This is a genomic window from Kitasatospora sp. NPDC002551 (assembly GCF_040296005.1).
Classification (GTDB): Bacteria; Actinomycetota; Actinomycetes; order Streptomycetales; family Streptomycetaceae; genus Kitasatospora.
In genome coordinates, this window is sequence record NZ_JBEOWI010000003.1 from 150,177 (window position 1) to 163,501 (window position 13,325).

General features: G+C 73.3%; 15 protein-coding genes and 1 pseudogene. 11 read left to right on the forward strand and 5 right to left on the reverse strand.

The window, feature by feature from the left end; translation table 11 throughout:
• Positions 1 to 22 precede the first annotated feature (22 nt).
• Both ABT093_RS04625 and ABT093_RS04630 read left to right on the forward strand, forming a co-directional pair.
• On the forward strand, positions 23 to 1,306 hold the full coding sequence (locus ABT093_RS04625; RefSeq protein WP_350560324.1) for an adenylosuccinate synthase: 1,284 nt from the start codon (positions 23 to 25) through the stop codon (positions 1,304 to 1,306).
• A gap of 121 nt (positions 1,307 to 1,427) precedes the next feature.
• A complete protein-coding gene (locus ABT093_RS04630; protein ID WP_350560326.1) occupies positions 1,428 to 2,030 on the forward strand; it encodes a GNAT family N-acetyltransferase in 603 nt (200 codons plus the stop codon).
• 3 nt (positions 2,031 to 2,033) lie between these two features.
• Here ABT093_RS04630 and ABT093_RS04635 read toward each other — a convergent pair whose 3' ends face one another.
• Positions 2,034 to 2,162 (reverse strand): hypothetical protein, encoded by a 129-nt coding sequence (locus ABT093_RS04635; protein ID WP_350560328.1) that lies wholly within the window; start codon positions 2,160 to 2,162, stop codon positions 2,034 to 2,036.
• A 336-nt stretch (positions 2,163 to 2,498) separates the two neighbouring features.
• Here ABT093_RS04635 and ABT093_RS04640 point away from each other — a divergent pair, with 336 nt between their 5' ends.
• From ABT093_RS04640 to ABT093_RS04660, 5 genes are all read left to right on the forward strand, one after another.
• Positions 2,499 to 3,362: a helix-turn-helix domain-containing protein gene (locus ABT093_RS04640; protein ID WP_350560330.1), complete on the forward strand. Its 864-nt coding sequence runs from the start codon at positions 2,499 to 2,501 to the stop codon at positions 3,360 to 3,362.
• On the forward strand, positions 3,359 to 3,550 hold the full coding sequence (locus ABT093_RS04645; RefSeq protein WP_350560332.1) for a DUF397 domain-containing protein: 192 nt from the start codon (positions 3,359 to 3,361) through the stop codon (positions 3,548 to 3,550). The genes ABT093_RS04640 and ABT093_RS04645 overlap by 4 nt, the downstream gene beginning before the upstream one ends.
• A 13-nt stretch (positions 3,551 to 3,563) precedes the next feature.
• Positions 3,564 to 3,755, forward strand: coding sequence for a DUF397 domain-containing protein (locus ABT093_RS04650; protein WP_350560334.1), 192 nt, complete (start codon positions 3,564 to 3,566; stop codon positions 3,753 to 3,755).
• A 259-nt stretch (positions 3,756 to 4,014) separates the two neighbouring features.
• Positions 4,015 to 5,745: a methionine--tRNA ligase gene (metG, locus tag ABT093_RS04655; RefSeq protein WP_350560336.1), complete on the forward strand. Its 1,731-nt coding sequence runs from the start codon at positions 4,015 to 4,017 to the stop codon at positions 5,743 to 5,745.
• A 200-nt stretch (positions 5,746 to 5,945) separates the two neighbouring features.
• Complete coding sequence (locus ABT093_RS04660) at positions 5,946 to 6,299, forward strand: DUF6087 family protein (protein WP_350560338.1); 354 nt, start codon at positions 5,946 to 5,948, stop codon at positions 6,297 to 6,299.
• A 45-nt stretch (positions 6,300 to 6,344) separates the two neighbouring features.
• Here ABT093_RS04660 and ABT093_RS04665 read toward each other — a convergent pair whose 3' ends face one another.
• Positions 6,345 to 7,259, reverse strand: coding sequence for a class I SAM-dependent methyltransferase (locus ABT093_RS04665; protein WP_350560340.1), 915 nt, complete (start codon positions 7,257 to 7,259; stop codon positions 6,345 to 6,347).
• Positions 7,260 to 7,287: 28 nt separating this feature from the next.
• Complete coding sequence (locus ABT093_RS04670) at positions 7,288 to 8,262, reverse strand: NAD(P)/FAD-dependent oxidoreductase (RefSeq protein WP_350560342.1); 975 nt, start codon at positions 8,260 to 8,262, stop codon at positions 7,288 to 7,290.
• A gap of 212 nt (positions 8,263 to 8,474) precedes the next feature.
• Between ABT093_RS04670 and ABT093_RS04675 the strand changes: the two genes are divergently transcribed.
• Positions 8,475 to 9,533, forward strand: coding sequence for an aldo/keto reductase (locus tag ABT093_RS04675; RefSeq protein WP_350560344.1), 1,059 nt, complete (start codon positions 8,475 to 8,477; stop codon positions 9,531 to 9,533).
• Positions 9,534 to 9,618: 85 nt separating this feature from the next.
• Here the strand turns inward: ABT093_RS04675 and ABT093_RS04680 are convergent, their stop codons facing one another.
• A complete protein-coding gene (locus ABT093_RS04680) occupies positions 9,619 to 10,533 on the reverse strand; it encodes an imine reductase family protein (protein ID WP_350560346.1) in 915 nt (304 codons plus the stop codon).
• Positions 10,534 to 10,638: 105 nt separating this feature from the next.
• Here ABT093_RS04680 and ABT093_RS04685 point away from each other — a divergent pair.
• Positions 10,639 to 10,974 (forward strand): annotated as a pseudogene (locus ABT093_RS04685) (winged helix-turn-helix transcriptional regulator); the annotation flags it as partial.
• A gap of 59 nt (positions 10,975 to 11,033) precedes the next feature.
• Here the strand turns inward: ABT093_RS04685 and ABT093_RS04690 are convergent.
• A complete protein-coding gene (locus tag ABT093_RS04690; protein WP_350560348.1) occupies positions 11,034 to 11,456 on the reverse strand; it encodes a DUF350 domain-containing protein in 423 nt (140 codons plus the stop codon).
• Positions 11,457 to 11,628: 172 nt separating this feature from the next.
• Between ABT093_RS04690 and ABT093_RS04695 the strand changes: the two genes are divergently transcribed.
• A complete protein-coding gene (locus tag ABT093_RS04695) occupies positions 11,629 to 12,039 on the forward strand; it encodes a hypothetical protein (protein ID WP_350560350.1) in 411 nt (136 codons plus the stop codon).
• A 6-nt stretch (positions 12,040 to 12,045) separates the two neighbouring features.
• Positions 12,046 to 13,275, forward strand: a complete 1,230-nt coding sequence (locus tag ABT093_RS04700; RefSeq protein WP_350560352.1) for a glutathionylspermidine synthase family protein — start codon at positions 12,046 to 12,048, stop codon at positions 13,273 to 13,275.
• The last annotated feature ends 50 nt before the right edge of the window (positions 13,276 to 13,325 follow it).

The following is a 13,325-nucleotide window of genomic DNA, read 5'->3' on the forward strand; positions in this document are numbered from 1 at the left end:
CAACCGGAAGGGGTGTACGCCTGTGCCGGCACTCGTGCTCGTTGGCGCTCAGTGGGGAGACGAGGGCAAGGGGAAGGCGACCGACCTCCTCGGCGGCTCCGTCGACTACGTCGTCCGCTACCAGGGCGGCAACAACGCCGGTCACACGGTGGTCATCGGCGACCAGAAGTACGCGCTGCACCTGCTTCCTTCCGGCATCCTCAGCCCGAACGTGACGCCGGTGATCGGCAACGGCGTCGTCATCGACCCGGGCGTGCTGCTCTCCGAGCTCAACGGCCTGAACGAGCGCGGCATCGACACCTCCAAGCTGCTGATCTCGGGCAACGCCCACCTGATCACGCCGTACCACCGCACCCTGGACAAGGTCACCGAGCGCTTCCTCGGCAAGCGCCGGATCGGCACCACCGGCCGCGGCATCGGCCCGACCTACGCGGACAAGATCAACCGCGTCGGCATCCGGGTCCAGGACCTCTTCGACGAGTCGATCCTGCGCCAGAAGATCGAGGCGGCGCTGCACGACAAGAACCAGCTGCTGGTCAAGCTGTACAACCGCCGCGCCATCCCCGCCGACCTGGTGCTGGAGGAGTACCTGGGCTACGCGGACAAGATCAAGCCGTTCCTGGCCGACACCACCCTGGTACTCGACGAGGCGCTGAAGGCCGGCAAGGTCGTCCTGCTGGAGGGCGGCCAGGGCACCCTGCTCGACGTCGACCACGGCACGTACCCGTTCGTCACCTCCAGCAACCCCACCTCGGGCGGCGCCTGCACCGGCTCCGGCATCGGTCCCACCAAGATCGACCGCGTGATCGGCATCCTGAAGGCCTACACCACCCGCGTCGGCTCCGGCCCGTTCCCGACCGAGCTGCTCGACGAGGACGGCGAGGCGCTGCGCCGCATCGGCGGCGAGCGCGGCGTGACCACCGGCCGCGACCGCCGCTGCGGCTGGTTCGACGCGGTGATCGCGCGCTACGCGACCCGGGTCAACGGCCTGACCGACTTCTTCCTCACCAAGCTCGACGTGCTCACCGGCTGGGAGCAGATCCCGGTCTGCGTGGCGTACGAGATCGACGGGCAGCGGGTCGAGGAGCTGCCGTACAACCAGTCCGACTTCCACCACGCCAAGCCGATCTACGAGACGCTGCCGGGCTGGAGCGAGGACATCAGCGGGGCGAAGACCTTCGGCGACCTGCCGAAGAACGCCCAGGCGTACGTGAAGGCGCTGGAGGAGATGTCGGGCGCCCCGATCTCCGCCATCGGCGTCGGCCCGGGCCGAACCGAGACGATCCAGATCAACTCGTTCCTGTAGGCCGCTGTCGTGGGGCCCCGCGGACCGTCCGGTCCGCGGGGCCTCCCTTTCGCCCTCCTTCTTTTGAACTAGCACAAAACTCCATTGCCTCTAGTGCATTCACGGGCTACCGTTCCTGATCATGACCGCGAACCTGCCCGTCCCCGTCACCCTCACCGGCCGCCACGTCCGCCTGGAACCGCTGGACCGCCGCCACCTGTCCGAACTGTGGGCCGCCGTCGGGGCGGACCCCGAGGTGTGGCGGTGGATCCCGTTCGGCGCGCCGGCCTCGGAGGAGGAGCTGGGGGCGATCCTCGACCGCCGGCTCGCCGAGGTGGCGGCCGGGAGCGCCGTGAAGTTCGCCGTGATCGACCTCGCCTCAGGCCGGGCCGTCGGCATCACCGGCTACTACGCGTTCGACGCGGAGGACGAGCTCGTCGAGATCGGCGGCACCTGGTACGCCCGGTCGGTGTGGCGCACCGCGGTCAACACCGAGTCCAAGCTCCTGCTGCTGACTCACGCGTTCGAGGTGTTGGGCATGGGTCGGGTGTTCTGGAAGACCGACGCGCTCAACGACCGCTCGCGCAGCGCGATCCTGCGGCTGGGCGCGCGGTTCGAGGGCGTCCACCGCCGGGAGAAGCGGCGCGCCAACGGCGTCTGGCGGGACACCGCGTACTTCTCGATGCTGCGCGAGGAGTGGCCGGACGCGCGCGCCCGACTGGAGCGGCGACCGGCCGCCGGCTGACCGCTACTTGTCGTTGCGGGGCGCCAAGTCCCGTTTGCCGGACCGCCGTTCCCGGGGCTGACGGGTCGCGATGATCTGCGCCACCACGCCGACGAAGACCACCGATACCAGCAGGCCCGTCAGCAACACCACGGCCATCAGCGATCGACCGCCGCCACGGCCGGCACCGCCTCGCCGCACACCCCGATGAGTTCCACACCCCAGTCATCGGCCAAAGCGGCGGCGAGGTCAAGCCCCCGAGCACGAGTTCGATCCGCTCCCGGTTCAAGCAACATCGACTGCCTCCAGTCCAGTTGAGGCGTGGAGTCGACTGCCGACGCGGGTCGGCCCCATGCCGACGACGCTAGGGTTCCAGGGGTAACAGTTGCTACCGCAGCTGGTGCACTTCACCCCATCGAGCTACTCGGTGGACCCGGTGTCCACGGGGCGGCAGACTGCACCGAAGGCACCGACCGAGGAGAGACGCGCATGCCACCACGCCTGTCGCCCAGCGTGCGCCAGCAGCGGCTCGGCTCGGAACTGCGCAGGCTGCGCGAGCATGCCGGCATGACGCCCAAGGCCATGGCGGCGGCACTGGGCACGGACGTCCCCAAGATCTCCCAGATGGAGAACGGGAAGTCCGGCATCAGCGCCGACCGCCTCCGCTCCTGGGCCGCCGCCTGCCGCTGCGCGAACCTCCCGCTCATCGAGGCCCTGACCCTGATGACCCAGGACCGCGGCAGGCACTGGTGGCACCACTTCCGCGGCCGGGTCCCGGCCGGCATGCTCGACATCGCCGAACTCGAACACCACGCCGAGTCGCTGCTCGTCCTGAACACGACCTCGATCCCCGGCCTGCTGCAGACCAGCCGGTACGCCGCCGCGATGTTCGCCCGGCTGCGTCCGCCGCTGCCGCGCCACGACGCCGACGTCCGGACCGCCTTCCGCACCGAACGCCAGCAGGTGCTCTCCGCCGGACGGCCGTTCACCGCGTTCATACACGAGGCCGCGCTACGGATGCAGTTCGGCGGCCCCGCCGTCCTCCGGGAACAGCTGGCCAGCCTGCTCGACGACGCCGAACGGCCCGGGGTCACCCTCCGCGCGATCCCCTTCAGCGTCGACACCTACCCGGGCTCGGGCGAGGACCTCTTCCTCGCCCACGGCCCGGTCCCCGAACTCGACACGGTGCAGATCGACCTCACCCAGGGGCCGCAGTTCATCGACTCGGAGGCGGACCTGGCGTCCTACCGCACCATCGTCGGCGAGTCCGACTCGCTCGCCCTCGGCCCTGAGGAGTCCCACGACTTCATCCGGCAGATCATGACGGACCTGGAAGGGCGGCAATCCCGATGACCGACTGGCAGAAGTCCTCGATGAGCGGCAACAGCAACCAGTGCGTCGAAGTACGGACCGCCGGCGGCCGCATCGAGATCCGCGAGTCCGACACCCCCGACTCCGTCGTCGTCACCACCCGCAAGACCTTCGCCCGGTGGCTCGAACGCGTCAAGCGCGGCGAGTTCGACCACCCCACCACCCCCTGAAGGAGCCCCTCCCATGGACACCTGGCAGAAGGCCGCCCCCGGCGGCGAGGGCGACGACGCCCTCGAAATCCGCACCGTCGACGGCATGGTCGAGATCCGCGACCCCAGGAACGACGCCGTCATCGTCCGCACCACCCCCCGCAAGTGGGCCGCCTTCGTCCTCGGCGTGAAGGCCGGCGAGTTCGACCACTTCGTCGAGCGCTGACCCGTCGCGCACGGCGCCGGGCCCGCGACCGGCCCGCCGGATCCCGGCGGGCCCCGCGGAAGGTGCCCGGCGGCGGGGAAATGGGCGCGAGGGGGCGGGGTGGGCTTCGATAGGATTGGCGGGCCCACAGTGGAACGTCGCTCTGGCCGGCAGCCCGGGAGGCGGCATGTGTGGCCGGTTCCCCTCGCCGCCCCAGACCCTGCGCCCGCGCGGCACTCCGGGACAGGGGTGCGAGCGGGAGAAATCGGAGCATCCGAGGATGGCTCGGCACCTGATCACCAGCGCCCTTCCCTACATCAACGGGATCAAGCACCTGGGCAACATGGTCGGGTCCATGCTGCCGGCGGACGTCTACTCCCGGTACCTGCGCCGGCGGGGCCACGAGGTGCTGTACATCTGCGCGACCGACGAGCACGGGACGCCGGCCGAGCTGGCCGCGCAGGAGGCCGGGCTGCCGGTGGCGGAGTTCTGCGCGCGGGCGCACGAGCAGCAGAAGGCGGTGTACGACGGCTTCCGGCTGTCGTTCGACTACTTCGGCCGCAGCTCCTCGCCGCAGAACCGGGAGATCACCCAGGAGATCGCGCGCGAGCTGCACGCCAACGGGTTCATCGAGGAGCGGGCGATCCGCCAGGTGTACTCGAACGCGGACGGCCGCTTCCTGCCGGACCGGTACATCGTCGGCACCTGCCCGCACTGCGGCTACGACAAGGCGCGCGGCGACCAGTGCGAGAACTGCACCCGCGTCCTGGACCCGACGGACCTGCTGGAGCCGCGCTCGGCGATCAGCGGCAGCGCGGACCTGGAGGTGCGGGAGACCACGCACCTGTTCCTGCTCCAGTCGAAGCTCACCGGGCAGGTGGAGGACTGGGTCGCCGCGCACGCCGACGAGTGGCCGGTGCTGGCCTCCTCGATCGCCCGCAAGTGGCTGACCGAGGGCCTGCAGGACCGCGCGATCACCCGTGACCTGGAGTGGGGCGTGCCGGTGCCGGCCGACGTCTGGCCGGAGCTGGCGGCCGCCGGCAAGGTCTTCTACGTCTGGTTCGACGCGCCGATCGAGTACATCGGCGCGACCAAGGAGTGGGCGGACGCGGCGCCGGCGGGCGAGCTGCGGGACTGGAAGTCCTGGTGGTACGAGGCCGACGAGACGGTCCGCTACACCGAGTTCATGGCCAAGGACAACGTCCCGTTCCACACCGTGATGTTCCCGGCGACGATCCTCGGCTCGCGCAAGCCCTGGAAGAAGGTCGACTACGTCAAGGCCTTCAACTGGCTGACGTACTACGGCGGGAAGTTCTCCACCAGCCAGAAGCGGGGCATCTTCACCGACGTCGCGCTGGAGCTGCTGCCGGCCGACTACTGGCGCTACTTCCTGATGGCGCACGCGCCCGAGTCGGACGACTCCAGCTTCACCTGGGACCTCTTCGCCTCGGTGGTCAACAAGGACCTCGCCGACACCCTCGGCAACTTCGTCAACCGGGTGCTGTCGTTCAGCCGCAAGCGGTTCGGTGACGACGTGCCGGCCGGGCACGGGGCGGGCGAGGCGGAGGAGCGGCTGGGCGCGCAGATCGCCGAACTGCTGGCCGACTACGAGGCGCAGCTGGACGCGCTCAACTTCCGCAAGGCGGCGCAGAGCCTGCGCACCCTGTGGAGCGCGGGCAACGCCTACCTGGACGAGAAGGCGCCCTGGCTGCAGGTGAAGACCGACCCGGAGGCGGCGGCGCTGACGCTGCGCACGGCGATGAACCTGATCCACCTGTACGCGGTGGTCTCCGAACCGTTCATCCCGACGGCGGCGCAGGCGATGCGCGAGGCCTTCGCGCTGCCGGCCGACGCCCCGGCGCGCACCCGCGCCTGGGTGGACGCGGACGCCGCGCGGGCGCTGGACGCGGTGCCGGCCGGGACGCCGTTCACGGTGCCGCCGGTGCTGTTCGCGAAGATCACGGACGAGGACCTGGCCACCTGGTCCGAGCGCTTCGGCGGCGGCGAGTAGCGACCGGACGCAGCCCCGCTCGGCCGTCTCCCCACCGGGGAGGCGGCCGAGCGGCGTTCGGGGGCGGTCGGCCGAGCCGCGTCCGGAAGGCCGCCGAGCCGGCCGTCCATCGGCTTTTCACCCGATCGTGGAATCGCGGTGCCCGGGCCGGATCGGCAAGACTGACCGTCCCCGACCGACACCCGAGGGAGGTGCCGACGATGGCCGCCGAGGACGACCCGTGGGCCGAAGAGCCCCTGGACGACGAGCCGTTGGCCGACTGGTACGCCCGGCGGGCGCGCCGCCGCCGGGCCCCGGGGACACGGGACGCGATCACCCTCGCCCCCGGGCCGCGGCGCGGGACGCACCTCTTCCAGGACGTGCCCCGGCTGGTGGTCGAGTGGGACGGCCACACCTGGCAGCCCGTCGCGGTGGCCGAGAACTACGCCGAGGCCTATCCGCTGATCGTCCGCACCGGACCGGCGCCCGGGCCGCGGGCACCGTTCCCGCAGGAGGACACGCCCGTCCCGCTGCTGCGCCGGGGAACCGGCCGGCACCGCAAGCCGGACCGCTGACGCCCGGCCGCACCACCGCGTCCCCCACCTGTCGGGTCGGAACGGCTAGCGCGACCCGGCCGCGCGGGCGGTGTGCACGGTGAGGGCGGTGAGGTAGAAGGCGTCCGGTCGGGACAGGATGCCGGTGGGGGCGTCGCGGTCCAGCAGGGCGTCCAGGGCGGCGAGGTCGGCCTCGTCCAGCAGGTCGGCCAACTGCTCGCGGCGGCGGGCGAGCTGGACGTGCAGGAAGTCGCGGGCCGGGGCGTCCAGCGGCGCCGGGCGGTCGACCAGGAAGGTCCGGGTGCCGCTGGGGACCAGGCCGGCGGCGGCCAGCATGGCCGGCCAGTCCTCGACCACCGCCACCGTGTCCGGGACGGACTCGCGCATCGCGGTGAAGGCGTCCTCGTGCGCCGCGTCCAGGCGGGCCTGGAGGCCGGGGCGGCCGAGGCCGAGGTCGCGCGGGAGGTAGCGGGCCGGCAGGCCGCGTTCGGCGACGGCCAGCAGGCCGCCCGGGCGCAGGGTGGCGGCCAGCGCGGTCAACGCGGCCTGCTGGTCGCCGAGATGGTGGATCGCGTTGCCGGACCAGACCAGGTCGGCGCTGCCGAGCGTGCCGAAGTCGGCGGGCAGGTCGGCGCGGTGGGTGCCGACGCGGCCGGCCGAACGGGTGCGGGCGCGCTCCAGCAGGGCCGCGGACTGGTCGACGGCGACCACCTCGGCGGCCGGGAAGGCGTCCGCGAGCAGCCCGGCGATCACGCCGGGGCCGCTGCCCACGTCCAGCACCCGGCGCACGGGGGTGCCGTCGAGCAGCCCGCCCAGCCACCGGGCGGCCCCGGTGACGGCCGGGGCCTGGAGTTCGGCCTCGCGCTCCAGGTGGACGGCGAGGGCGTCCCAGTCGAACTCGGCGTCCTGGCCGTGGTGGTGGGCGTGGTCGTGGGTGTGGTGGGCGTGCGCGGGGCTGTGGGTGTGGGTGTGCCGGGTCATCGGGACTCCGTCCTCTCAGTGGGTCGGCTCAGGCCGCGGCGGCGAGGGCGTGCTCGACGTCCTCGTCCACCAGGTCGTGGTTCAGGGCGAACGCCGCCGCGGCGCCCGCGCCGGCGGCGGTGACCACCTGGGCGCGCGGGTCGGCGACGTTGCCCACCGCCCAGACCCCGGGCACGCTGGTGCGGCCGACGCGGTCGGTGGTCACCCAGCCCTGGGTGTCCCGTGCGCAGTCCAGGCCGAACAGCAGGGCGTCCCGGGGCACCAGGTGCGGGAACAGGAAGACCGCCTCGCGCGGCACGGCCGTTCCGTCCGCCAGCTCGACGCCGCGCAGCCGGTCGCCGGCGACGACCACCCGCTTGACCTCGCCCTCGACGACCCGCACGCCCCGGGCGGCGAGCCGGACGCGGTCCTCGGCGGACGGCTCCAGGGTGTGCGCGAGGAGCACCACGTCCGCCGACCACTGGCGCAGCAGCAGTGCCTGCTGCACCGCTCCGGGGTGGGTGCCGAGCACGCCGAGCGGACGGTCACGGACCTCGTAGCCGTGGCAGTACGGGCAGTGCAGCACGTCGCGGCCCCAGCGCTCGGCCAGGCCGGGCAGCTCCGGCAGGCCGTCGCGCAGTCCGGTGGCGACGACCACCCTGCGGGCCCGCAGGGCCGGGCCGCCGGCCAGGTGGACGTCGAAGGCGGGGTCCGGCCCGGGCACCGGCTCGACGTGGTCCACCCGGGCGTCGAGCAGGTCGACCCCGTAGCCCGCCAGTTCGGCGCGGCCGGTCTCCAGCAGCGCGCCCGGGGCCATGCCGTCCCGGGAGAGGAAGCCCCCCATCCGCTCGGCCGGGGCGTTGCGCGGCTGTCCGGCGTCCACCACGGCCACCCGGCGGCGGGCCCGGGCCAGCACCAGGGCCGCGTTCAGACCTGCGGCGCCGCCGCCGACCACCACGACGTCATGGCCGGCGGCGGGGATCTCGGGAACGGTCCCGTTGCGTGTGTCGCTCACGGCGATCACCTCCGCCGCCAGGCTGCGCCGACCACCGGACCTCGGGCAACTTTCGTTGCTGTTTCGGCAACGGCCGCCGGAGCGGCCCGCGGTGCGCCGCCGAACGCCTTGCGCTGGAGTCCACTCCAACTCCTAGGGTCGGCGACCGAATCACCGAACCGCACGCTCCGCGCACCGCACACCGCACACCGCACACCGCACACACCCAAGGGGACACCACCATGCGCTACCGCACCCTCGGCGGCACCGGCATCGAGGTCAGCGCCTACTGCCTCGGCACGATGATGTTCGGCGCGGTCGGCAACCCCGACCACGACGACTGCGCCCGGATCATCCACGCCGCGCTCGACGCGGGCGTCAACTTCGTCGACACCGCGGACATGTACTCGGCCGGCGAGTCCGAGGAGATCGTCGGCAAGGCCCTGCAGGCCCGCGGCGACCGCGACGACGTCGTGCTCGCCACCAAGGTGCACTTCCCGATGGGCGAGGGCCGCAACCGCAGCGGCAACTCCCGCCGCTGGATCGTGCGCGAGGTCGAGGAGAGCCTGCGCCGGCTGCGCACCGACCGGATCGACCTCTACCAGGTGCACCGGCCCGACCCGGCCACCGACATCGAGGAGACCCTCGCCGTCCTCGGCGACCTGGTGCGGACCGGCAAGATCCTCGCCTTCGGCTGCTCGACCTTCCCGGCGCACGAGCTCGTCGAGGCCCACCACGTCGCCGAGCGGCGCGGCCTGCCCCGGTTCCGCACCGAGCAGCCGCCGTACTCGCTGCTCGCCCGGGGTATCGAGCGCGACCTCCTGCCGACCGTGCGGCGGCTCGGCATGGGGGCGCTGACCTGGTCGCCGCTCGCCTCCGGCTTCCTCACCGGCCGCTACCGCAAGAACCGGCCGATCGACCTGGGCAGCGGGCGCGCCGCCCTGATGCCGGCCCGCTTCGACCCGGCGCTGCCGGTCAACCAGGCCAAGCTGGACGCCGTCGAGGAGCTGACCGCCGTCGCCGAGGACCTCGGCCGCACCCTGCCCGAGCTGGCCCTCGCCTTCCCCCTCGCGCACCCGGCGGTCACCTCGGTGATCATCGGACCGCGCACCCTCGGCCAGCTGGAGGCCGCCCTCAAGGGCGCCGACCTCGTCCTCGACGACGCCACCCTGGACCGCATCGACGCGATCGTCCCGCCCGGCACCGACGTCTACCCCCCGGACGGCGTCTGGCTGCCCCGCTCCCTCACCGACCCCGCCCTGCGCCGCCGCCTCCCCGCCGACCGCCCGGCGGCCGGCTGACCGGCGGCGGGCCGGAGCGGCGGCGGGCCGGAGCGGACCGAACCGGCGGCGGCCCGAACCGGACCGACCGGCCGCCGCCCGGCGGCTACGCCCGCAGGAGGTCGATCACACCGGTGAGGTCCTCCGCGCCGTGGCGGGCCGGGTCGGCGGCGAGGCGGCGCTGCATCAGCTCGAAGTAGGGCGTGAGCAGTTCCGCGCTCACGCCCTGCTCCTCGGCGGTGCGCAGGAACGTCGGCACGCCGGCGACCTGCATCGCCAGGTCGGAGACGACGCCCCCGGTGTAGTCGCCGGCCGCCAGCCGCCCGGCGGTGGCCTCGACCGAGCCGGTCATCGCGGTGAGCCAGGAGGAGAGCAGCGGGGCCAGCGCGCGCGGGTCGACGGACTCGCCGCGGACCAGCGCGAAGGCGTGCGCGACGCCCGCGAACATGCCGTACATCGCGCTCAGCAGCGCCACGTCGTGCAGCGCGGCGAAGCCGGCGTCCTCGCCCACGTAGCGGGTGCCGGCCGGGGCCGCGAGGGTCGCCCGGTGCTCCTCGAAGAGCTCCCGCGAGCCGCTGTAGAAGACGTACGGACCGGCCTGCGGGACGCCGATCATCGGCGGGACGGCCATGACGCCGCCGTCCAGGTAGCGGGCGCCGCGCGCGGTCACCCGGGCGGCGCGGGCGCGGGCCGTGCCGGGGGTGCTGGTGACCAGGTTGACGACGTCCCGGCCGGTGAGGTCGACGCCGTCCAGCGCCTCCTCCACCGAGGCGTCGTCGAGCAGGCAGACCACCACCAGCCGGTTGGCGGCCACCGCCTCGGCCGCGCTGGCGGCGACGGCGGCGCCCCGGGCGGCGAGCGGTCCGGACCGGGCTGCGGTGCGGTTCCAGACGGTCAGCGGATGCCCGGCGGCGAGCCAGGCACCGGCCAGCGCGGTGCCCATCGCACCGAGGCCGAGCAGGGTGAGCGGGGTCTTCACGAGGGAGTCGGCCGAAAGGGCGTCAGCGGTGTTCCGTGTCATGCCGATCAGCCTCGTTCCGGTCTCCGGAAACGATCAAGTACGCACTTCGGAGTGGGTGGTTACCCTGGGGTGAGCGAGCAGGCCGGCGAAGGGCGGGGCGGGGACATGGCGGCGAGCGTGCCGAGGCCGGGGGCGTACGTGTGCGGGATCGACGCCGCGATGGACGTGATCGGCGGCAAGTGGAAGGTGCTGATCCTCTGGGCGCTGGCCGAGCGGCCGAGCCTGCGCTTCGGCGCGCTGCGCCGGGAGGTGCCCGGGATCACCGAGAAGGTGCTCGCCGCCCACCTGCGCGAACTGGAGGCGGACGGCATCGTGCACCGCGCGTCGTACGAGGAGGTGCCGCCGCGGGTCGAGTACTCGCTCACGGCGGCCGGGCTCCGGCTCAACGAGGCGCTCGCCCCGCTGGGCGCCTGGGGGCGCGAGCACGTGCTGGACGGCGCCCGGCACCCTGACCGGGCCGGGCGCCCGGGCGGGAACGGGTCAGGCGATCGAGGCGGGGGTCAGGCGATCGAGGCGGACACGATCGCCGCCACCGCGAGGTTGCAGCTGGCGGTCACCCAGACCGCCGGGTGCGGCTCCCGGTCGACCAGGATCGCGCCCAGCTTGCCCGGCGTCAGCACGTCCACCACCCAGAACGCGACGGCCATCAGCACCAGGCCGAGCACCCCGAAGGAGACGGTGGAGGCCAGGCCCTTCCCGAAGTCCTCGTAGGTGTAGAGGATCGCGGTGAAGACGATGCCGCCGATGCCGAGCAGCGCCGAGCTGAGCACCACGGCCGCGTTGCGGTTGCGCTCCACCCAGATCTGGTGGCCGAGCTTGCCGGGCGTCAGGACGTCCACCAGGACGATGCCGAGCAGCAGCAGGACCACGCCGACGCCGCCGAAGGCAGCCGCCGCACCGAGACCGTGCAGGATGTCGTTCATGGGTGTCTGGCCCCCGGGTTCCGTGTCGCAGGTCGCGCACCGTGGGCGGGCCGGCCGCGCGCAGGCCCCGGTCCACGGTCAAGGATCGGCAAAAGATAACCCATCACGGCCGGATTCCGAGGGGGAACCGACTCTCCCGCACCATCGGGGCACACGCGTACCATCGGACGCCATGACCCTGCCGTCGCCCACCACTTCCGCCCGGATACCGGCCGTCCCCGGCCCGGACTCCCCGGCACGCTCCGCCGCGGGCCCGGGCACCGCGGCCCCCGGTGCCTCCGGCGCCCCCGGCCGCCGCCGTTCCGGCTTCGTCACCCTGGGCATGGTCGGCACCCTCGCGCTCGCCCTCTCCGGTTGTTCGTCCTCCTCCAGCAAGCCACCGAGCCGCTGCGTCGACCCCTCCACCCTCAAGGTGCTCGACAGCCACTCCTGCACCTCCAAGGGCACCACCACGACCGCCGGCCGCTGGTACTACTGCGGATCGGGCGCCACCACCGCCACCGGCGGCACCTTCGACAAGGCCGCCACCAAGCGCGGCGGCTTCGGCTGCCCGTCCGGTTCCAGCGGCTCGGGCGGGGGCTGATCCGCCGTGCGCCGCCGCACCGTCGAACCCCGCCCCGACTGGCTGGCCACCGTCGAGGGCCAGGGCCTCATCTACGCGATGTGCTCGGACCCCTGCAACCAGGGCGGCCCGCACGCCTACTGGGACGAGTCCGCCTACTACGAGTTCTCGCTGCCCGAGGTGGAGGCGCTGGAGGAGGTGGTCGAGGAGCTGCACGAGCTGTCGCTGGCCGCCGCCGACCACGTCGTGCGCACCGGCCGGTTCGCCGACTACGGCATCACCGACCCGCGGCTCGCCGCCGCCGTCGCCGAGTCCTGGCGCCGCCGCGACGAACAGCCCAGCCTCTACGGGCGCTTCGACCTCGCCTACGACGGCACCGGCCCGGCGAAGCTCTTCGAGTACAACGCCGACACCCCGACCTCGCTGATCGAGGCGGCCGGCCCGCAGTGGTTCTGGATGGAGGAGCGGTTCCCGCACGCCGACCAGTGGAACTCGCTGCACGAGCGGCTGGTCGCCTCCTGGGCCCGGCAGAAGCACCTGCTGCCGCCCGGCCCGGTGCACTTCGCGCACTCGCGCGGCGACACCGAGGGCGAGGACTGGATGACCACCCTCTACCTCCAGGAGTGCGCCGAGCAGGCGGGCATCGAGACGGTCGGCATCGCCGTGGAGGACATCGGCTGGGACGGCCTGTCCGGCCGCTTCGTCGACCTGGAGCACCGCTTCGTCCGCTCCGCGTTCAAGCTCTACCCGTGGGAGTGGCTGGCCTCCGACGAGTTCGGCGAGCAGCTGCTGGAGGTCCTCGACCACGGCGGCTCCACCGGCTCCACGCTGTGGATCGAGCCGGCCTGGAAGATGCTGCTCTCCAACAAGGCCCTGCTGGCCGTCCTCTGGGAGCTCAACCCGGGCCACCCCAACCTGCTGCCCGCCTACCTGGACGGCCCGCGCGAGCTCGCCGGCCCGGACGGCCCGGGCTACGCCGCCAAGCCGCTGCTCGGCCGCGAGGGCGCGGGCGTGCGGATCGTCGAGCCGGGCGGCCGCGAGACCCGGCTCGCCGACTGGGCCGGCGACCCGGACCGCTACGGCGCCGAGGGCCACTGCTACCAGCAGCTCCACCCGCTGCCCGACTTCGACGGCAACCGCCCCGTCCTCGGCACCTGGGTCGTCGACGGCGAGGCCGCGGGCCTGGGCATCCGCGAGACCGACGACAGCCCCATCACCCACCAGGGCGCCCGCTTCCTCCCCCACCTCATCGTCTGACCCGCCCGCCCGGACCACCCGCACCGGCCCCGCCCCCGGAATGCCGGCCG